11 protein-coding genes are annotated in these 21225 nt (G+C 32.9%); 7 read left to right on the top strand and 4 right to left on the bottom strand.

All coding sequences use genetic code 11. The features are described from left to right. The first annotated feature begins 16 nt into the window (after positions 1-16). From Q4548_RS00785 to Q4548_RS00755, 7 genes are all read left to right on the top strand, one after another. Positions 17-1486, top strand: coding sequence for a RagB/SusD family nutrient uptake outer membrane protein (locus tag Q4548_RS00785; protein ID WP_303450250.1), 1470 nt, complete (start codon positions 17-19; stop codon positions 1484-1486). A 39-nt stretch (positions 1487-1525) separates the two neighbouring features. Beyond that, positions 1526-2281: a DUF4843 domain-containing protein gene (locus Q4548_RS00780; protein ID WP_303450247.1), complete on the top strand. Its 756-nt coding sequence runs from the start codon at positions 1526-1528 to the stop codon at positions 2279-2281. Positions 2282-2383: 102 nt separating this feature from the next. After that, on the top strand, positions 2384-3925 hold the full coding sequence (locus tag Q4548_RS00775) for a PKD-like family lipoprotein (RefSeq protein ID WP_303450245.1): 1542 nt from the start codon (positions 2384-2386) through the stop codon (positions 3923-3925). A 127-nt stretch (positions 3926-4052) separates the two neighbouring features. Further along, positions 4053-6323 (top strand): Gldg family protein, encoded by a 2271-nt coding sequence (locus Q4548_RS00770; RefSeq protein ID WP_303450241.1) that lies wholly within the window; start codon positions 4053-4055, stop codon positions 6321-6323. A gap of 34 nt (positions 6324-6357) precedes the next feature. Then, positions 6358-7296, top strand: a complete 939-nt coding sequence (locus Q4548_RS00765; RefSeq protein ID WP_303450238.1) for an ABC transporter ATP-binding protein — start codon at positions 6358-6360, stop codon at positions 7294-7296. Next, positions 7293-9557: a Gldg family protein gene (locus Q4548_RS00760; RefSeq protein WP_303450235.1), complete on the top strand. Its 2265-nt coding sequence runs from the start codon at positions 7293-7295 to the stop codon at positions 9555-9557. The genes Q4548_RS00765 and Q4548_RS00760 overlap by 4 nt, the downstream gene beginning before the upstream one ends. Before the next feature lie 10 nt (positions 9558-9567). Beyond that, positions 9568-12369, top strand: a complete 2802-nt coding sequence (locus Q4548_RS00755; RefSeq protein WP_303450233.1) for a pitrilysin family protein — start codon at positions 9568-9570, stop codon at positions 12367-12369. A gap of 133 nt (positions 12370-12502) precedes the next feature. On the opposite strand, the gene Q4548_RS00750 is transcribed toward Q4548_RS00755, so the two are convergent. From Q4548_RS00750 to Q4548_RS00735, 4 genes are all read right to left on the bottom strand, one after another. Continuing rightward, complete coding sequence (locus Q4548_RS00750; protein ID WP_303450230.1) at positions 12503-13378, bottom strand: bile acid:sodium symporter family protein; 876 nt, start codon at positions 13376-13378, stop codon at positions 12503-12505. 258 nt (positions 13379-13636) lie between these two features. Continuing rightward, positions 13637-15196: a ThuA domain-containing protein gene (locus Q4548_RS00745; RefSeq protein ID WP_303450229.1), complete on the bottom strand. Its 1560-nt coding sequence runs from the start codon at positions 15194-15196 to the stop codon at positions 13637-13639. Positions 15197-15201: 5 nt separating this feature from the next. Continuing rightward, the gene (locus Q4548_RS00740; protein WP_303450228.1) at positions 15202-16821 is read right to left on the bottom strand and encodes a DUF5060 domain-containing protein; all 1620 of its coding nucleotides are present in this window, start codon (positions 16819-16821) and stop codon (positions 15202-15204) included. Between the two features lie 111 nt (positions 16822-16932). Continuing rightward, positions 16933-21153 (bottom strand): two-component regulator propeller domain-containing protein, encoded by a 4221-nt coding sequence (locus Q4548_RS00735; RefSeq protein WP_303450227.1) that lies wholly within the window; start codon positions 21151-21153, stop codon positions 16933-16935. Positions 21154-21225 lie beyond the last annotated feature (72 nt).

Genomic DNA, 21225 nt, shown 5'->3' with positions numbered 1-21225 from the left:
AGCTAAATTTTCAAATATGAAAAATACAATCAAAAAAATAAAAAATAAATTTCTATTGATTTTCATAATGTTGTTAGCAGTGTCTTGCGATGATTTTTTAGATGAAACATCATCAGCAACCATTACAGCAGAAAGTCAGTTTGATACAGAATCGGGTTTTAAAGATGCTTTGATAGGAGTGTATATAGGATTGACAGCCCCAGAATTGTACAGTAAAGATATGATGTACAATTTGGCGGATATATTAAGTAGACAATATGAGCCTCTTACAAGTAGTGCTTTGTACAGTCAAGTTCAAGGGTACAATTACAGAGGTACAATATCCACTGCACAAGTAGATGCTATATGGACAAATTCGTACAATGTAATAGCAAACATCAACAGTGCTTTAGATGCAATTGACGATAAACAAGAATTGTTAGGAACGGTTAATTACAGCATTATCAAAGGTGAATTGTTAGGGCTGAGAGCTTTTGTTCACTTTGATTTGATGCGTTTTTACGGAATGGGTAATTTGGCAGAAAGAACTGATGTAGCTGGAAGTTTAGCAATTCCATACGTGATAGATTTTGGTAAAGCAGTAACAAGTCCACTGTCTTACGAAGCAACTTTTAATTTGATGCTAGAAGATCTAGCCATGGCTGAAGATTTGTTAAAAGAAGATCCTATTTATACAGAAGTAGACAGAACAGATGATTACTATACAGAAGTAAACAGAACAGGTTTTTACGATACTAGAGAATTGCGTATGAATTATTATGCTGTAAAAGCTTTACAGGCTAGAGTTTACGCATGGCAAGGTGGACAGGAAAACTTACAAGCAGCTAGTATAGCGGCAGAAGAAGTGATTCAAAAATCAAACAAGATATTGATCAATTCAGAAACATATTCTGTAGCTTCTGATCCTTTGTTGTATCCAGAAATCTTGTTTGGGTTAGATGTAACGGCTTTCGAAAATATAACGTTAGGAATCTTAAACTCTGCCTCTACAGCCACCAATTACAATGCATTGTACTTGTCGCAAACTGTTGCAGATAATTTGTACGAAACTAGCAATACCAATATTGGTGTGGCAGACATTCGTTACAATACGTTGCTAGAGAGTCAAACAAGAGGTTTGGTTAGTACAAAATTAATTCAGAAAACAGGAATTACTCATCCTGAAAAAGTGCCATTGATGAAATTGCCAGAAATGTATTACATCGCAGCAGAATATTACATCAATACAGGAGAAACATTAGAAGCCATTAACTATTTGAACACCGTAAGGTCAAGTAGAGGTATTATTGAAGATATTCCAGACACAGCCACTCAAGAAGAGCTAAAACTTGAATTAGAAAAAGAATACAGAAAAGAATTTATAGGAGAAGGACAGTTGTTTTTTTATTACAAAAGATTAGGCTACACCACTTTTTCAGGAGTAGGTGATGAAATTATAGTAGATGATGCTGTTTATGTTTTACCATATCCTGACTCGGAATTTTAATGGGGTGGAAATAATGTTAACATTTAAAACTTATAAATTATGAAAAAAATAAATCTAAAAATAGGTGCTCTATATACGTTGATAACATTTGTTTTTTTATCAGCATGTGCTAAAGATGAAATTACATCATTTGAAGGGGATAATGGGGTTACCTTTTTACCTGAATCTGTAAATAGAACCTACGAAAAAACCTATTCGTTTTTAGGAAATGAAACAGGAGAATACATTCAAGAAGTAGACGTGCAGGTTATTGGAAGAGCGGCAGAGGTTGATAGATACTTTACAGCAACTATGACTAGTGATGATGCTACCACTGCAACTGAAGATCAATTTGAAATTTTGGAAGGTGTGGTAAAAGCTAATGAATACGAAGGTAAATTGTATGTAAAGTTGTACAACTCAGAACCGTTGAGCAGTACAACAGTTTCTGTGAATTTAGAATTGTCAGATTCAGATGATTTTACTTCAGGAGTAGCAGAAACAAACGATTTTACGTTGTATTGGACCAATCAAATTGTGGTTCCGTCTTGGACCTATTATCGTTACTTTTTTACGTCTGTAGCAAGTACATCTGCTTATAGAGCTATTGTAGAATCTACAGGAGTTACACAATTTGATCGTGCGGATTATTTTCTGGTAGGAACTGCTGGGGCTACCGCTTTGGGAACTCAATTTGGAGATTATATAAAACAGTGGAATTTAGATCATCCAGGCAATCCATTATTACACGATGACGGTACATTGGCAGGACAAGAAATTGTACCAAGATATTATTCCAAATCTAAATACGATTAAATACAATTCTGTCTTATCGTAATAGTCTATGCTTAACCTTTGATGAATCCATTTTTGTTTCTCCAAAAGTTAAGAAACGTAAAACAATTAAAAAATAAACAGATGAAAAATATAAAAATTTTCAAGTTATTTTGTTTAGTTACCATCTTCTTATTAATACAATCGTGTTACAAAGATGATAGTCAGCTAGACTTAAACAAAATTACAGCGGTATCTATAGATACCACTGGGGTGAGTACATTGTCTGTTAGACAATTTGAAACCTTAGAAATTAATCCGACTCTTGATATTGGAGATTTATCAGAATCCAATTTAAGTTATGAATGGCAACTTAATTTAGAGCCCAACGATGACTTTTTTGATGTTATTAGTACAGATAAAAATCTAGAATATGAAGTGCGATTGCCTCCCAATAAAGTTGGAGAGAATCATGTATTGTATTACAAAGTTATTGATAGTGAAACAAATTTGGAATACAGTGTTGCTTGGCCATTAACGGTTCAAAACAATATAGGAGAAGGTTTGGTTATCGCGGTAACTTCAGATGGAATCAATACAGATTTAAGTCATATCATGTCACCAGAAGTGACACAAAATTCTACAGAAATTAGTGTGAAATACAATGTGTATTCAGCTATTAACGGAACCACTATTGATGGATTGATCAAACAAATGAGGTTTACCACTATTTATGGTGTAGATGCATTGTTAGGGATTACAGATCAAAGTGTGGTGCGTGTAAATACGTTAGATTACACATTTGAAGGTGAAAATGATGACTTGTTCTTTTCTAGTGTTGATAATTACCAACCTCAAGCATTGGGTGCTATAGTTCAGGGAGATGTGTATGTAGGGAACGGAAAATTGACTGCAACTTATATGGGAGCTTCAAGAAAATTTGGATTGCCTTTTGACTTTACGTATACCGTTCCAGATCATATCGGATACAATGGGTTTTCGTACTATCCTTTGCCTGTAAGATTCAATTTTTACGATGAAGTAAACGAACACTTTGTGTATTTGCCAACGATTGCTTTTGGTGATACTAGCATGCATGCTGTTCCTGGAGATGCAGATGGAATATTCAATCCAGATGATGTAAAGGATAAAATAAATTTAGCTGCTGGCGTAAGTTCTACAGGAGATTTTAGGCATTTGCTAAAAGACAAAACAACAAATGAATTGACTTTGTATATTCTTGATGGTGGAGGAGATCTTTACCCAAGTCCAATACCACCAGCACCAAAAGGATTGTACAGTTTGGCTTCTGCTCCAGATATAGAAAATGCAGAATTTTTTGTATTGCCTGTAGACCAAAGAGTGATGTATTATGCTACAGAAACCAAAATTTATGCAATGTTGTACAGTACAGAAACGCCAACATTTGAACTTCGTTATACAGCACCAGCAGGAGAGCGTATTACTACGTTGCAAATGTATCAGCAGTCAGGTTATCCTGACAAATATTCAACAGATAATATAAGTACAAACAACAAACAGTTGGTTATGTCTACTTACAATGATGTTGAAGGAAAGGTATACCTTTTGCCAATTGTAAATGTTGGAGTAGGAAATATAGATACCGCTAACATTACAAGTTTTACTGGTTTTGATCGTGTATTGTCAATTGCACCTCAGAAGTAAATAAAAAATTATGTGGAGTGTTTTAGGGCACTCCACATAATTAATTATGCATCAGAATATATAAAAAAGAAAAGCCTTACTTACTTTAGGGCTGGAAAACTATTGTCTAAAAAGCACTAAATTTAGAATGAAAAAAATTGTAAGAATTGCTCGAGTAGAATTGAGTATCCTGTTTTATTCACCAGTAGCATGGTTGGTATTGATTATTTTCATCATTCAATGCGGTATCACCATTACCGATTTGATTGATGCAAAAGCTGCCAGTCAAGAGCTAGGGAATAAATTAAAAGGGTTGACAAAAGATGTTTTTGGAGGGTATGATGCTTTTTTCAATTCAGTAAAAAACAAATTATATTTATACATTCCTTTATTAACCATGGGGTTGATGAGTAGAGAATTGAGCAGTGGCTCTATCAAACTATTGCTTTCTTCACCTATAACCAATAGGCAAATTATTTTAGGAAAGTTTTTAGCCATGTTAATGTACTGCTTTCTATTAGTATTGGTGTTGTTTGGAGTTGTATTGATCGGTGTTGTTTCTATTGAATCTATAGATTTTTACTATCTGTTAGGAGGTGTTTTTGGACTTTATCTATTGGCATGTTCTTACGCTGCTATAGGATTGTTCATGTCTAGTTTGACAACGTATCAAGTGGTAGCTGCTATGAGTACGCTTGCTGTCTTTGCGCTGTTAAACTTTATGAGCTCCGTAGGACAAAGTATAGATTTTGTAAGAGATATTACTTATTGGATGTCACTTTCCGACAGAGTTGATAATTTTAGAATAGGGTTGATAAGTAGTAAAGATGTTATTTATTTTTTATTGATTATAAGTCTGTTTTTAACTTTGAGTATCATGCGATTGAACGCAGGTAGAAGTTCTTACAGCAGTGCCACAAAAGCAATAAGATATTCAGTTGTTGTTGCAAGTGTTTTGTTTATAGGTTATTTAAGTTCATTGTCTGTGTTTAACGGATATTATGATACAACTAGGTTCAAAACAAATACACTAACAAAAAACAGTCAAGAGTTGTTCAAGCAATTGGATGCTCCTCTAAAAATAACGGTTTATCCTAATGTCATCAATTATTTTTCTCACATAGGAGCTCCTAAGTTTAGAATTTTTGACTTGAGACAATTTGAAGATTATACTAGATTTTTACCAAATTTAGAAATAAATTATCAGCCATATTACAACTACACATTAGACAAAAGAGATGAGACAGGAAAACCATTGTTAGAAAGAGCACAACGTTATGCTACCGCAAATGGTTATGATTTTGATGAGGTACTAAATCCTGAAGAAATTGATAAGATTGTGGATTTGTCACCAGAGTTAAATGGATTTGTAAGGGTGGTAGAGTACAAAGGGAAAACGGCCAATCTTCGTATGTTTTTTGACCAAGTTGGTTATCCAAAAGAAGCAGAAGTTTCGGCAGCAATTAAAAATATTTTACACGGAGCACCAAAAGTAGGTGTGCTAACAGGTAATTACGAACGAGGAATAGCCAAAAGAGGTGATAAAGATTATAAGCAAGTATTGGCAGAGCTTAATGTTAGAACGTCTCTAATAAATCAAGGTTTTGAAGTTGCTCCTGTTTCTATAGAAAACAATCAAGAGTTGCCATTAGATCTTTCTGTATTGGTAATAGCAGATCCTATTGAAGCTTATAAAAGTGATCAATTAAAAAAAATTAGCAATTATATAAAACAAGGTGGAAGTGCTGTCATTGCAGGAGAGCCTTCTAAACAAGCTTTGTTAAATCCTATTTTGAAAGAAATTGGAGTTCAGTTTTCCGAAGGAATGTTGTTACAAGAATCGCAAGATTACAAGCTAGATTTGATACAAGGAAAAATGTCAGACACTGCGTTAAATCTTGGTTTTTCAATAAAAGAAAAAAGCGTAATAAGTTTGCCAAATGCAATGGCAATAACATACAAAGATACGTTAGGTTTTAATGCAACACCAGTTGTGGTAACCAATCCAGAAGAGGTGTGGAATCATACCGAGAAAATCAATTTAGAAACTGATTCTATAAGTTTTAATTCGGAAAAATATAAAAAAGAAAAAGTTACGGTAGCGCTTGCACTCCAAAGAAATGTTCAGGGAAAAGAACAAAAAATAATGGTGCTAGGAGATGCGGATTTTATGAGTAATAAAGAAATAAGCAGATCTAATTTAAAAAAGCAAGAAAATTATACGTTTGTCAAAGAGATGTTTAAGTGGTTTAGCAATGGGGAATATCCTATAGACACTACAAGACCTACAACAACGGACAATAAGATTCTAATATCTCAAGAAAAACTAAAATGGGTAAAGATTGCTTTTATCGGTTTAGTCCCTTTTCTAGTGGCAATTTTAGGAGTTTTTACTTTGATTAAAAGAAAGCGCAACTAATTATATAATTTATTTTATAAATAAAAGTACAACAATGGAAGAAAGCATTGCAAAAGTTCAAAATTTATCACACAGATATAGCAAAGATTGGGCGATTAGAAATATAAATTTTGAAATAAAAAACCGAGGTATTTTAGGATTGTTAGGGTCTAACGGAGCAGGAAAATCTACCACTATGAATATTCTTTGTGGGGTCATCAATCAAACAGAAGGATTGGCTTTGATTGATGGTATAGATATTAGAGAGAATCCTGTAGAAGCAAAGAAATTGATTGGTTTTTTACCTCAAAAAGCACCTTTGTATTTGGAATTGACCGTAGATGAGTATCTAACGCATTGTGCATACATGAGATCTATTCCTTCCAACAAAATTAAAGAAGCTGTTGAGGTTGCTAAAAACAAATGTGGAATAGGGCATTTTAGCAAACGTGTTTTGAAAAATTTATCAGGAGGATATCAACAACGTGTAGGATTGGCTCAAGCCATTATTCACAATCCTAAATTGGTAGTTTTGGATGAACCGACTAATGGATTGGATCCTAACCAAATTACCGAAGTAAGAAGGCTTATCAAAAATATTGCAGAAGATCGTGCAGTAATACTTTCAACACATATTTTATCAGAGGTACAAGCAACGTGTGACAATATTGTGATGATTGAACACGGTGAAACTGTTTTTCAAGACACCATGGATGCTTTTAACAATTATATTGAACCCAACACTGTTTTAATTTCTATGGACAATCCGCCTTTGGTTGCTGAGTTTTTAGAAATAGCAGGAGTTACTCATGTAGATTATGTTACCAAAAAGAATGTTCGATTGACTTTTGATGCCAATCCAGAAATCACAAAAACAATCATTCAGTTAAGTATAGAAAAAGGTTGGGGTCTTTCAGAAATTCAGTTAGAAAAAAGCTCTTTGGATGCAATATTTGCTCAATTGTCAAAGAAAAAAAATTACGCGAATAAATGAGAAAAATTATAAAAATAGCAAAGCTAGAACTAAGTTTAATGTTCTATTCTCCAATTGCTTGGTTCGTCCTTATCATTTTCTTTATTCAAACAGGATTGACATTTACAGAATTGCTCTATAAATACGAAACCAATCAGCAATTAGGAAGACCACTTAGTGTATTGACAAAAATTTTGTACGCAGGAGAAGATGGTATTCTGGCTAAAGTTCAGAACTATTTGTATTTGTACATTCCCTTGTTAACTATGGGACTGATGAGTAAAGAAACCAGTAGTGGTTCTATCAAATTATTGTACTCTTCTCCTGTAAAAATCAAAGAGATTATTCTAGGGAAATACCTATCCATGGCTATTTACAACCTGCTATTGGCCATTTTGCTTTCTAGCTTTATTGTTGTTGGAACAATGTCTATAGTAGCTGTTGATATCAAGTTTGTTTTAGGAGGGATTTTAGGTGTTTATTTGCTGATGAGTGCCTACGCTGCCATTGGTTTGTTTATGTCTACACTAACCAATTATCAAGTAGTTGCTGCCATCAGTACATTGGCCGTTCTTGCATTTTTTAATTTTATAGGAAACGTAGGACAGGTGTATGATTTCATCAGAGAAATTACCTATTGGTTGTCTATGAGAGGAAGGGCTAATTATTTTGTAAATGGTCTTATAGGCACCAAAGATATTCTCTATTTTCTGTTGGTGATTTTCTTGTTTTTGATACTTGGAATTTTAAAACTTACCTACGAACGAAAAAGAAAATCATTATTTGCAAAAACACTTAGTTATTCAGGTTTGTTTGTTTTTGTAATGGGATTAGGTTATGTAAGCTCATTACCTACAATCAATAAATATTACGACACTACACGTTTTAAAGACAGAACGTTGACAGAAACGTCACAGGAAATCATCAAAAGATTAGAGGAGCCCATTCACATGACAAATTATGTCAATTTGATTCATAGTTCAGCACGTTATGGGGCTCCTGAAAACCGTATCAAAGATTTGAGAAGTTTTGAGAAGTACAGAAGGTTTATTCCAAAAATGGAGATGAATTATGTCTATTATTACGACTCTATCACGTACATGGATACCACAAAAACGATGCGTAAATTGGTGGAGAAAGCAGCTAGAGTACATCATGTGAATTTAAAGAATGTGCTGTCCCCAGAACAGATAAGAAAGAAAATTGATTTGAAATCTGAAGACAATCGATTTGTGAGGTTTATACATTATGGAGACCAAACAATTCCGCTTCGTATGTTTGATGATATTTATGTGTATCCTAATGAAACAGACATTACTTCTACCTTAAAACGATTGATTCAAAAACAGGGAGTTGTAGGAATGTTAACAGGTAATGGAGAAAGAGATACTTACAAAAAAGGGAATGATTCGTACAAATACATCACCAAAGGATTGAACGTTAGAGGTTCATTGATCAACTCTGGTTTTGATGTGTTAGACATTTCACTTAAAGAAACAGATACCATAAATACTACGTTGGATGTCTTGGTGATTTCAGATCCTAAGTATGCGTATTCTAAGAAAGAATTGCAAAAAATAAATACATACATAAAAGCTGGCGGAAATTTATTGTTGGCTGGAGAACCTGGAAAACAAGAACTGCTAAATCCTATTGTAAATACTTTTGGAGTTGCTTTTTTAGAGGGTGAGTTGTTGCAAGAAAGTGAAAATTTTGAACTGGATTTGATTCAAAGTAAATTTGCAAAACAAGAAGCTTTGAAAGGATTTAAATTTCATGAAAGTGCTGTGGTGGTGCATCCTAAAGCTATGGGAATTACTTATGAAAATACTTCAGAATTTGAAACAATACCTTTGCTGATAAGTAACAAAGAAAACACTTGGAGAAGAACAGAGCCTTTTGATCTGAATATTGAAAAAATAGTTTTTGATAGTATCAACAATCGTAAAGAAGAAATTCCTGTTGCCATTGCTATGAAAAGGAAAATAAACGGTTCAAAAGAACAAAGAATTGTGGTTTTAGGAGATGCAGATTTTATGAGCAATGCTCAGGTGACTAGGAATTCTCCCAGAAATGTAAACGTGTCTTTTACTAAAAAAATGTTCAAATGGTTTAGCAATAATGAGTATTCTGTTTCAATAAAAAGACCCAAACCAATTGATACAGAAATATTAATGACCAGAAAGCAAATCAACTGGTTGAAAGTTGTTGTTTTAGGGATTATTCCTTTTCTAATAGCTATTTTAGGTGGAACGATTTTAATCAAGAGGCATAGAAATTAAAACAAAGAAAATGAGAAAAATGATGTTCTTGTTTGCACTAATTGTAAGTGTGAATAACAATGCTCAAAGCATAGATTTAGAAAGTCCATTACCCGTAGATCAAACTGTTAAAAAAGGTGTGTTAGCTAACGGAATGACGTATTATATTAAAAATACAGACGTCACAAAGGGAGTTGCTAGTTATTATATCATTCAAAATGTAGGTTCTGTTTTAGAACAAGACAACCAGCAAGGATTGGCACATTTTTTAGAACACATGGCTTTTAATGGTACTGAAAATTTTGAAGGTAAAGGAGTACTGAATTCCATGCAAAAACACGGGCTTGTTTTTGGTAGAGACATCAATGCCTATACTTCTTTTGATGAAACAGTATACAATATCAATAACATTCCTACAACTCCAGAATTGATAGATACAGGGTTGTTAATTTTACACGATTGGTCTAATTATTTGTTACTTACCGATGAAGAAATTGATGCAGAAAGAGGTGTGATTAAAGAAGAATGGAGAACTCGTCAGAGCGGTTCTATGCGTATTTTACAACAGTCACTACCAACCATGTTTAACAATTCCATTTACGCAAGTCGTTTGCCAATTGGTTCTATGGATGTGGTTGCTAACTTTGAATACAAAGCGTTGCGAGATTTTTACCACGATTGGTACAGAACCGATTTACAAGCAATTGCTATTGTGGGTGATGTAGATGTAGCCGTTGTTGAAGAAAAAATCAAGGCATTGTTTGCTGAAATACCAGCAGTCAAAAACCCCAAAGAAAGATTTCTGGTAAGCATTCCAGAACATCAAAAAATGTCTTATGTCCTAGCTATGGATGAAGAAATAACTACCCCTTCTATTTTATTGGGAATTAGGCATCCTAAACTCTTAAAAGACAAAACCATTGCAGATTTAAAACAATCTTTATTAAATAGTATGGTTACAACCATGTTGTCTAAAAGAATAAAGGAATTGTCTGTAAAATCGGATGCTACTTTTTTAGGAGCGGGTGTCAAATTTGGGCAACAGACAAGAACTACTAATGTTTTTAATATTTCTGTTTCTCCCAAGCCAAATCAACAACAAGCGGCATTTGCTTCTGTTTTAACAGAGGTTAATAGGGCTGTAAAGTTTGGTTTTACAGAGGCTGAAATTGAAAGAACAATTACAGCATTTAAAAATTATTATGAAAATCAAATCATCAAAGAAGAAGATAGATCTCATGGGAGTATTGTTCAGCGCATAAAAGACAATTACTTAAACAACTCGACCATTACTGATATTAGCAAAGAGTATGAAATTGTAAAAACTATTTTTGAGAATTTAAAGTCTGATGAGATTCATGAAAGAATGAAAGAATTGTATGCTCAAGAAAATAGATTTTTGATGGTTACAGGAGTAAAAGGGAAACAAAATTTGACTGAAGAGGAGGCTATTGGTATACTGAAAACGGTAGAAAATGACGAGAATTTGATAGCGCATACAGATAATTTTTCAGGAAAAACATTGACAAGTGGTTTAGATATTCAGCCAGGGGAAATTGTTTCGGAGACGGAAAATAAAACGATAGGAGCTACAACATTTGTACTAAATAATGGAATAAAAGTACATTACAAATTTGCGGACAAAAATAAGAACGATGTGAAATTGAAAGCAATTAGTGATGGAGGAATGTCTTTGTTAAAAGATTCTGATTTGCCTTCTGCGAATTTGCTAGAAAACGTTATTCAGTATTCAGGTTTAGGAGATTATTCTGCTACAGATTTGCCTAAAGTATTGGTTGGAAAAACAGCAAATGCATCTATAAATTTAAGTAGTATCACAGAAAATATTTCGGGAGCATCGGTAACCAAAGATGTTGAAACTATGATGCAAATGGTTTTTCTTCGTTTTGTAAAACCTCGTTTTGACAAAGAAGGATACGATGTGATTATGCAAAATGTAAAAAATTATCAAGTAAGAAGAAGTCAGAACATTAACGAGAAAATGAACGATAGTGTGGTTGTTACTTTGTATGGAGACAAACATCCGAGACACCGTATTTTTAATGATTCTTTTGTGAATGAGATTTCTTTTGATAAAATCAAATCCATCTACGAAGATAGGTTTGGAAATGCAGCAGATTTTGAATTTTTTATTGTGGGAGATGTTCAAAAAGAACAACTAAAACCGTTGATAGAAAAATACATTGCAAGTATTCCTACTAATGAGACAAGAGAATATTGGAAAGATGATGCTACAGAATGGAAAGAAAAAAATATAGATAAAGATATTTATTTGAAAATGGAGGATGCCAAAAGCTCTGTTAGGATTACCTACAAAAAAGAGTTTAAATACAGTCTGAAACAAAATATTGTGGCAAGTGCATTGGCAGATGTTTTAAGCTTAAGATTCACAGAAACTTTAAGAGAAGAAGAAGGTGGTACTTATGGAGCCAATGTAAGTGCAAACTTATCCAAAAAACCATCACAACAAGCAGTACTTTCTGTAAGTTTTGATTGTGACCCAGACAAGGTAGAATCGTTGATTGGTATTGTGCATCAAGAAATAGAAAAGATTGCCAATGGAGATATTCAGCAATTAGATTTAGAGAAAACATTGACCAATTACCTTAAAGAAAGAAAGCAACAAAAGGATTACAATAGTTTTGATATGAGACTGTTGACTGTTTTTTATAGAGAAGGATACAATATGGAAGATCCTAAGAATTTTGAAAAGATTGTAAAGTCCATCACACCAAAAGATGTACAAAAATTCACTAAAAAGGTATTGAAAGATTCCAAATCTTACGAGATTGTTTTCAAACCTTTAGATTGATGTGTAAAAGAGTTTATTGATGTAACTTTTTTATATATAAAAGCTGTTTAAATATAGTTTTGAGAGTTTTGTTTTTGCTCGTTTCTTTTTCATAACGGAGAGGTTCTCTGTTAACGTAAAGAAACGAGTTTTTTTATACGCTTAAAGCAATATTTGATTTTTTCTTACCAAATTGCCACATTAAAATGCTGGCGGAAGCATACATCCAAACAGAATATGCAGCTGTGGGGATTGCCATTTCCATATTGTTTAAAATGGTTGTGGTAATTACAAAAGCAAGCGTTCCGTTCTGAATACCACCTTCTACACCAATAGCAATAGCATCTTTGTAATTTAGTTTAAAAATTTTTGCAACCATATATCCCAGTCCAATAGTACCAATGTTGAGCAAAAGAGTAACCACCCCAATTCTTTTTAGCGCATCTCCTAACAAACTAAAATTGGTAGCTATAATTCCAATAAAAATCAATACAAAAATAGATGTTGAGGCTATTTTCATGGGTTTTTCCATACGAATGGCAAAACCAGTTTTAAATTTACGAACCAACATTCCTAAAGAAATAGGAATCAAAGTGATGGTCATAATTTGTAGTGTGGTATCTACTATTGGTAATTTGATAATGGCAGTTGTTGTTCCAAAATAATCCAAGGCATAAGAAGCAATAATGTTAATGGTAACAATACTCGTAAAACTGGCAATAGCGGTCAACGTTACGGATAAAGCGATATTTCCATTGCAAATTTGGGTAATCATATTGCTTGTAGGTCCACCAGGGCAAGCAGCTAAAATGACAATTCCTACAGCCATAACAGCATCTAGTTGAAAGATAAGTGCTAGTAAAAAAGCTAGCAAAGGCAAAAGCACAATTTGGTTGATAAGACCAATGATTACCGCTTTTGGATGTTGAAATACACTTTTAAAATCATTTGGAGTCAAAGTCATTCCCATTCCAAACATAATCATGGCAAGTGACAAGGGTAAAAAGGCTTTGATCAATAAATCAGACATATGTTTGATGGATTAGGGCAGTGAATAATATACGTTTTCATTTATAAAATTGATATCCAAATTAAGAACGTATCGTAAAATGCAATTTTATAAATAGTCTCTATAGAAAACAATTTTTTAGGAACAAACATTTGTGTTTTTGTAAAGATTTTATTTCTGTTAAAAATTCAGAAACCGGAGAACATCAACACAATAAAAAAAAGGGATTTCTTAAATTGATTAAGAAATCCCTTTCTGGGTTTTAAAATTTAAAAAATACTACAACTTGTCATATTTTTTAGGGAATTTTTTGATAGGTGTAATTACGATGTCTTTGTAATAAACTTCAGCAGCTTCTGACTGAATTTGAATTTTACCTTTGGTTACAGGAATCATTTTTCCATTAATTTTTTGTCTTGCATTTTTAACTCGGTTGACTACATGCCCATTCACCAAGTGAATACTTTCATCACCTAAACAGTAAATTTCAATAGTATTCCATTCTCCGTTTGGTTTTTCATGCAATTCAGATTTGGAAACACTTCCAGTAAAGTATGTTTTAGATTTAGGATTGTACACGTGGTATGTTTTTCCTTTGCTGTTTGTTTTTGAGTCTGCTGGAGTATCTCCTTTTAAGGTTCCTAAAGGGAAAAAATCTCCACAGTCACCTTCTTGTACTTGAAACTCTAAGCAAGACATCCAGGTTTTCCAAAACGCTCCATGAGGTCCTTTAGCATGGTAAATAATTCCGCTATCTCTTTTGGTTTTTAATCTTGGTTCCCATTTTTTTTCTCCCCATTTGAATTGAGCAGAAAAATGATAGTTTTGAAATTCGTCTTTGCTTGTCAATCCACCATAAATTTCACCTGTAATTTTTAATACAGGTTCTCCATTTTCTTCAATTACAGAATATACCTGTTTAGGGTCGTTGTGCAAGCCTAAAGGGATACCCTCCTTTTTCATAACGTTGTCAAACTTAGGAGCCTCTAGATTTTTTACGGATGTGTGAGGAATTCCCATCCAAATATCCCAATTAGAAAGTTTTGTGTCCAACATAGAAATTCCTTTTTCTGGAATTTCTACTTCTATATTTCCTAAAGTCCAGTCAATTCCTTTTTCTATGTGGGTTATAAAATCTGGATCAGTATATATTTTATCAGTATGTCCCATTCCAGTATAAAAAACACGTCCACCTTCGTACGTATGGTACCATGCAATAGGGTGTTCTGCTCCCATTCTTTTTCCAGTATAACTGCTTTCATCTAGAGATAATAAAATATTAGCGTGTTTTGCTACAGGTTTTTTAAAATTGTACCATTCGTCAAATTTATTAAAACTATCAGGCAAATGATCAGTAGCAGGATGCTTACAATCTTTATTTTTGATCAATGTAACTGTCTGTTGTTTAGGGTGTGATGCAAACTGTGCTCCAATCATTTCTGCATAAAATGGCCAGTCATATTCAGTATCTGTTGCTGCGTGAATTCCCAGGTATCCACCACCGTTTCTAATGTAGTTCTCAAACGCTTTTTCCTCGGTTCTGTTCAAAACATCTCCTGTGGTATTTAAGAAAACAATGGTTTGGTATTGTTGCAAATTAACGTCGTTAAATAACGATGCATCTTCGGTAAAATCTATTTGCCACTGTTTTCTTTCAGCCATCTCTTTTAATGTTGAAATTCCTGTAGGGATGGACTTGTGTCTAAAGCCTGCTGTTTTAGAAAAAACAAGAACTTTCTTATTGATTTGTTTTTGATTTACTTCTTTTTGAGTAGCACAGGCAGCTAAAATAAAAGTTAAAACAATGGGAACGATGTACTTTAATTTGTGAAATTTCATGGCTGTTATTTGATTAGTTTAGAAATAAGAACGGCATCTGCTTGTCCGCTCCAAGGAGACATATATTGACCTGCTGTTGGGCCTGAGTAAGGTTGTCTTTCTCCTGTTAATGTGTTGAACCACTCAAAAGTTCTGTTTTTCAATTCTTTTTTAAAGAACCAAACACGTATACTGTGGTTTTCTTTTGGCACGTATAATAAAACGGTTCCTTTGTCGTCAGATAAATTGTAAACTCCAGCGTTTTTATGAGGAACAGGCTTAAAAGTGCTAAAATCTAAATTCTTAAACAAAGAATTCATGTGTTTAAAATAATCAAACTTAGGTTTGTAGACACCTTTTGGTTGTTCAAAAGGATTGTAAATAATTGCATTCCATGACGTTCCTTGCCAGTAATAAGTAGTGTAGACTCCAGAAAATAAGCACATATAGTTTCTTCTTAAACAATATTCAGCATTGTCATAGTTTCCTGTAAAAACAGTGTAAGGAGATTCTTCGTAACCTCCGTGCTCAATATTGAATACTGGTTTTTTGTCAAATTTTTGACCTGCTTCTAACATAGTATCGTATATGTTATGTGACCAGTTTTGGCTAGAAATAAAATCCACTTTCTCAGGATTTTTGTTGCAGTAGCCATAATCGTGAACGGTTAACAATCTTTTGTAGCTGTCTAGTTTTCTAACTCTATCTACTCTTTCGTTAATGTATTTAGTGTCTGCTCTTCCATAATACAAAGCTTCTTTAGAAATGTCCCAAAGCATGTTTGGAAAAGCTTGGTAACGTTTTACAACATAATCAAAATACATGTTGTCTGCTTCTGAATACATTTCAGGCCAAGCAACCAATTTGTTCCATACATAAATCATCAAATGAGAAACAATTTGTTTGTCGTTCATCATGCTGATAGTTCGATCTAATTTTTTGAAAAACTCTGGATTTAAAGAAGAAAAATCAGGATGGTCATTGTTTCCTAAAAAAGGAAATATATCTTTTGGACCTCCAAATTCATGTTCAGGATGCTCTTTTAATTTTTCATCTTTTTTCCAACTTACGTCATATGAAAATACATTCATTACTACTTGATTGAATCCATTTTCTTGAATAAGATTTAGTAAATGATCTGTTTTGGGAATTTCTTTTTTGTTGTGATAATCCAAAGCATACAACCAGTCACATTCAAAAGCCAAAAGAAAGTAAGGTGTTCCGTCTTGGTAACTAAAACGTTTTGTGTTTTTTTGGTTGATTACAATGGCTCCGTGTTTATTTTCTTTGGCATCTGTTACTGAAATTTTTGCTTTTTTATTTTTCAATTTAGAACTTTCAGCATAGGTAATATAACTCCATTTTCCTTTTAGTGAGCTAGAAAAACGAACAATCCATTCGTTGTTTCCATTATAAAAACCTGGGACTTTTTGAGTAGTTCCATTTTCATGGGTAAAAACAGCACCAAAATCTGAACGGTAAGGTTGTTTTATGTTCGTTTTGCTTTTAATGACGATGTCTATAACTTCCCATTTTGGGATGTCAAAAGTTTTGTGGTTTTTGTGTTTTACGGTTGTAATTTGACCGTATGTCAATTGTAATGACAAAATCATTAGCAAGGCAAAAAGGAGTTTCTTAGTTTTCATTTTAAACTATCTGATTTTAGCGTAAATATATTTATTTTTAATGAAAAAAAACATGCTATTATTTATAATAATAGCATGTTTTTTAATTTTCATTATGTATATGGTATTTTTTTAACCTTTTTTGATGTCGATATCATTACTGCTAATGTATTCACTAGGAGTCATGTTAAATTGTTTTTTGAAACACTTTGCAAAGTATGAAGGACTATTAAAGCCGGTCATGTACATGATTTCTTTTACAGACAAGTCACTTTTTTTAAGCAATTGAACAGCTCTCTTCAATCGGATGCTACGAATGAACTCACTAGAAGACAATCCTGTGATTTCTTTTAATTTTAGATACAAGTTACTTCTACTTACATTCATTTCTTTTACCAACATTTCTACACTAAATTCCGTGTTCATCATGTTTTTTTCTACCACTTCCATTGCATTTTTCAAGAAAATTTCATCAGTTGAAGTTACTGTTACGTCTTCAGGTTTTAGAATAATTTCTTGATTGAATCGTTTTCTCAAACGATTACGTCTAGAGATGATATTTTTAATTTTTAATTGCAAAGATTCTAAATTGAATGGTTTGGTAATGTAATCGTCAGCTCCACTTTCTAATCCTAAATATTCATTTTCTTTAGATGTTTTTGCTGTCAAAAGCATGAAAGGAATGTGGCTTGTTTCTGCCAAATCTTTACATTTTTTACAAAATTCTACACCATCCATTTCGGGCATTACATAATCACTAATAATAATGTTTGGAACCTCTTTTTTAGCAATTTCAAAGCCTTTTAATCCGTTTTCTGCTTCAAGAATATTGTAGTCTTTTTGAAGTGCTTGTCTAATAAACATTCGAATATCTTCATTGTCATCAACAACAAGTATGATAGGAAGTTCAGGTCTTTTTGCAATCATTTCCTGATCATTTCTTTCGTCTTCAACAGAAATAATGTGTGCTGATGATACGTAAGCGGTAGTGGTACTTACATTGTCTGTTTCATTACCAAATTCAATATTAGGCTTGTCAATATAAGCTTGTTTTTCTTGCGGTATATTTATGGCAAACGTAGTTCCTCCCAATTCATTATCTACCACAGCTATGCTTCCCTGGTGTAGGTCTATCAAGCTTTTGGTGTAACTCAGTCCAATTCCTGTACCTGTAGGATTTGCCAATTCTTTTGCAGAGTTGCTATAAAAACGATTGAAAATTCTTTGTTTTTTAGCCTCAGAAATTCCAGATCCTGAATCTTTCACTTCAATAACCACTCTTTTATAAACAGAGCCTTTGGTCAATCTGTCTGAATGATAAGTGTTTTTAATGTACACATAAACATCAACAATTCCTCCTTCTGGACAGAATTTAAAGGCATTAGACAATAGATTGTTCATTACTTTTTCTAGTGCATCTGGACTAAAATAACTGTAAATAGCATCTTCTTCAGATCTGATAGAATATTGGATGTTTTTCTTTTCGCTGATAAATTTAAAAGGTTCTGCAACTTCCTTTACAAAACGAGCAATGTTTTTTTTGTAAATAGTCAATCCCATTTTTCCTTTGTCCATTTTTTGGAAATCTAGCAACTGTGTAACCAATCTTAGCAGGTAATCGGTATTTTTTTCCATTAAAGAATATTGGTTCTGAATAACATTGTATTCTAATTCTTTTCCTTTTTTCTGTAGGTATTCTAAAGGCCCTTTGATGAGGGTTAGAGGAGTTCTAAATTCGTGAGATATATTGGTGAAAAATTCCATTTTCATTTGTTGTAATTCTTCGTATTTCTCCTTTTCTATGTGTTCTAATTCTAATTCGTGTTTTTTCTCTGTTTTGATCAATGTAAATTTCCAGAAACTGATTAACAAACCAATAATAAGCAATACATATATTATATATGCCCAAATTGTTTTCCAAAAAGGAGGTGTTATTTTGATAAATATTTTTTTAGCATTGTTGTTCCATACTCCATCACCATTAGAAGATTTTACACTAAATAAATAGTTGCCAGGAGCTAAGTTTGTGTACGTAGCAAATCTTTTTTTAGAGTTTGTATAATTCCATTTGGTTTCAAAACCATCTAATTTGTATGCGTATTGATTTTTTAATGGTGATGAATATTGTAAGGCAGCAAATTCAAAAGTTAAACTATTTTGAAAATGATTTAGCTCTATTTTGTGGGTCTTATCAATAGACTGATTTAAGATGACCACACCGTTTGTTTTTTTACCAGGCTCAATTACTTCGTTAAAAAGAGACATTTTGGTTATGGTGGTTATTGGAGCATAAGGATTGTCTTTAATTTCACTTGGATAAAAAACACTAAACCCGTTAATCCCTCCAAAAAACATTTCACCATCAGCTTTTTTATAGCATGCTAGTTCTTGAAATTCATTGCTTTGAAGACCATCGTAAATATTGTAATTTTTAAAGGTTCCTAACTCTGGGTTGAATTTAGAAATTCCATTATTGGTAGAAATCCATAAATTGTTTTTGTCATCTTCTAGAACTCCTTTGATGACGTCATTTGGCAATCCATCTTTTCCAGAATATCTTTTGAATTGAGCCTTGTTTTCAGTAAGAGAGGTGGTTAATTTGTTTATACCTCCGCCAAACGTACCAATCCACAATTCTCCTTTTTTACTTTCGTAAAGTGATAAAATGTAATTCAAACTAATGCTAGTCTCATCTTTTGGAATGTTTCTATAGGTTGTGAATTCTGGTTTTTCTTTGTCAACCTCATCAAATGCTAGTTTGCTAAGACCATTACTTGTTGCAAACCAAATATTGTGTTTAGAATCTTCGTAAATATTTCTAATTATATTGTTTCCAATAGATTTTGGATCATTAGCATTGTGACTAAATTCTTTTATCATTTGAAACTCATCGTTCTCGTTTATTTTATAAACAAAAACACCCTTACTATAAGATCCTATCCAAATATAATTACGATGATCAACCATAATAGTAAAAACGCTACTACCTATATTGGGGTCTATAGGACTTCGTTTTATGTTTCTGTTTTCGGGAATTGGATTTGTAATGTCTATATAGGAAAAAGAATGGCCTCCTTCAGAACCTATAAGCAGAAATTTTTTATTGTTTGTTTTTATTTCGTTTAAACAAAATGTTTTTGAGAATGAAGAAATGTGCTTCCATGAACTGTATTTTTTACTTGTAGAAAGTTCCATGTTTAAATCTCCCCCCTCGGTACCAATCCACAATGTATTGTTGCTGTCTTCAAAAATGGAACGTATTTTATTGTAGCTTAGGCTGGTTGGACTAGATGTTTTTTTTATATGCAAAAAAGGTTTTCTTTGAGGGTCAAACTTGTTAACTCCACCACCATTGGTTCCTACCCAAATAATACCTGTTAGGTCTTTGTATAGCGATACAATTACGTTTTTGCTAATACTGTTTGGGTCGTTAGCATCATTGGTAAAGGTGTTTTCGTGAGTTGGTAGTTCTTGATTCTCTTCGTTTTTATAATACCTTAGTCCTTTTGTGGTACCTATCCAAATATGATTCATATTGTCAACTACAATCTCAATAATGCTAATGGGACTAAATTCAAAAAGGGTTCCTTTTTCTTTATTTTCTATATATGCTCCATTGCTAGTACCTACAATTAATTTTTGGTTTTTATCTTCTGTTATGGATTTAATTGCAGTTTGTCTTAGACCTAATTTTTGGTTTATCTTTTTAAATTTAATCTTACCATTTTCTTTGTATAGCTTGTATATAAATTTGTTATCACCTGCATAAATATCTCCATTTTTTCTTTGGTAAATGGTGTTTATTCGATGGTTTTGTAGGCTTTTATTTTCTATTTCTATGTGTTGGAATTCTAGACTATCTTGTTGGCTAGTACAGTCAACCATGTCTAAACCTTTACTTGTACCAATCCACAATCTGTTTTTGTTGTCGTAAAGCAAACTAGAAATATAATTACTTCTTAAGCTGTTTTTTTTGTGAGTGTTGTGCTTGTAATTAATGACTTTACCTGTTACCGTATTTAAATAATCGAGACCACTACCTGTGGTACCAATCCACATATTTCCTTTTCGATTTCCTACAATCACGTAAATTAAATTACTGCTAAGACTGTTTGTAATTGGGTTGGGTCTATAATGATTAAAGTTATAGCCGTCATATTTGTTCAGTCCATCATGTGTTCCAAACCACATATAGCCATCATTACTTTGGTAGATGGTATTGATGTCGCTTTGAGACAATCCATCATTTACGGAAAGATGAGAAAAGGCAATAGAATGTTGTGCGAAATTTGAATGAATAGTTGTAAAAACTATCAATAAAGCAAGAATTATTTTTAAAATTTTAGTAGGCATGTATGGTCTTTAAAATTGTGAAAATGCTTAAAAAATAGTAGATAAAATCAACATAAATTACAACTTTGCTAG

Origin of the sequence: Wenyingzhuangia sp. 2_MG-2023 (assembly GCF_030548295.1) — a bacterium.
Classification (GTDB): Bacteria; Bacteroidota; Bacteroidia; order Flavobacteriales; family Flavobacteriaceae; genus Wenyingzhuangia.
Note: the sequence above shows the minus strand (reverse complement) of the source record. Positions and strands in the feature narration are given on the sequence as shown.

What these genes read in the sequence shown, in the direction of transcription:
- Q4548_RS00785 (WP_303450250.1), top strand. Translation starts at nt 17, where the DNA reads ATGAAAAATACAATCAAAAAAATAAAAAATAAATTTCTATTGATTTTC.
- Q4548_RS00780 (WP_303450247.1), top strand. Translation starts at nt 1,526, where the DNA reads ATGAAAAAAATAAATCTAAAAATAGGTGCTCTATATACGTTGATAACA.
- Q4548_RS00775 (WP_303450245.1), top strand. Translation starts at nt 2,384, where the DNA reads ATGAAAAATATAAAAATTTTCAAGTTATTTTGTTTAGTTACCATCTTC.
- Q4548_RS00770 (WP_303450241.1), top strand. Translation starts at nt 4,053, where the DNA reads ATGAAAAAAATTGTAAGAATTGCTCGAGTAGAATTGAGTATCCTGTTT.
- Q4548_RS00765 (WP_303450238.1), top strand. Translation starts at nt 6,358, where the DNA reads ATGGAAGAAAGCATTGCAAAAGTTCAAAATTTATCACACAGATATAGC.
- Q4548_RS00760 (WP_303450235.1), top strand. Translation starts at nt 7,293, where the DNA reads ATGAGAAAAATTATAAAAATAGCAAAGCTAGAACTAAGTTTAATGTTC.
- Q4548_RS00755 (WP_303450233.1), top strand. Translation starts at nt 9,568, where the DNA reads ATGAGAAAAATGATGTTCTTGTTTGCACTAATTGTAAGTGTGAATAAC.
- Q4548_RS00750 (WP_303450230.1), bottom strand. Translation starts at nt 13,378, where the DNA reads ATGTCTGATTTATTGATCAAAGCCTTTTTACCCTTGTCACTTGCCATG.
- Q4548_RS00745 (WP_303450229.1), bottom strand. Translation starts at nt 15,196, where the DNA reads ATGAAATTTCACAAATTAAAGTACATCGTTCCCATTGTTTTAACTTTT.
- Q4548_RS00740 (WP_303450228.1), bottom strand. Translation starts at nt 16,821, where the DNA reads ATGAAAACTAAGAAACTCCTTTTTGCCTTGCTAATGATTTTGTCATTA.
- Q4548_RS00735 (WP_303450227.1), bottom strand. Translation starts at nt 21,153, where the DNA reads ATGCCTACTAAAATTTTAAAAATAATTCTTGCTTTATTGATAGTTTTT.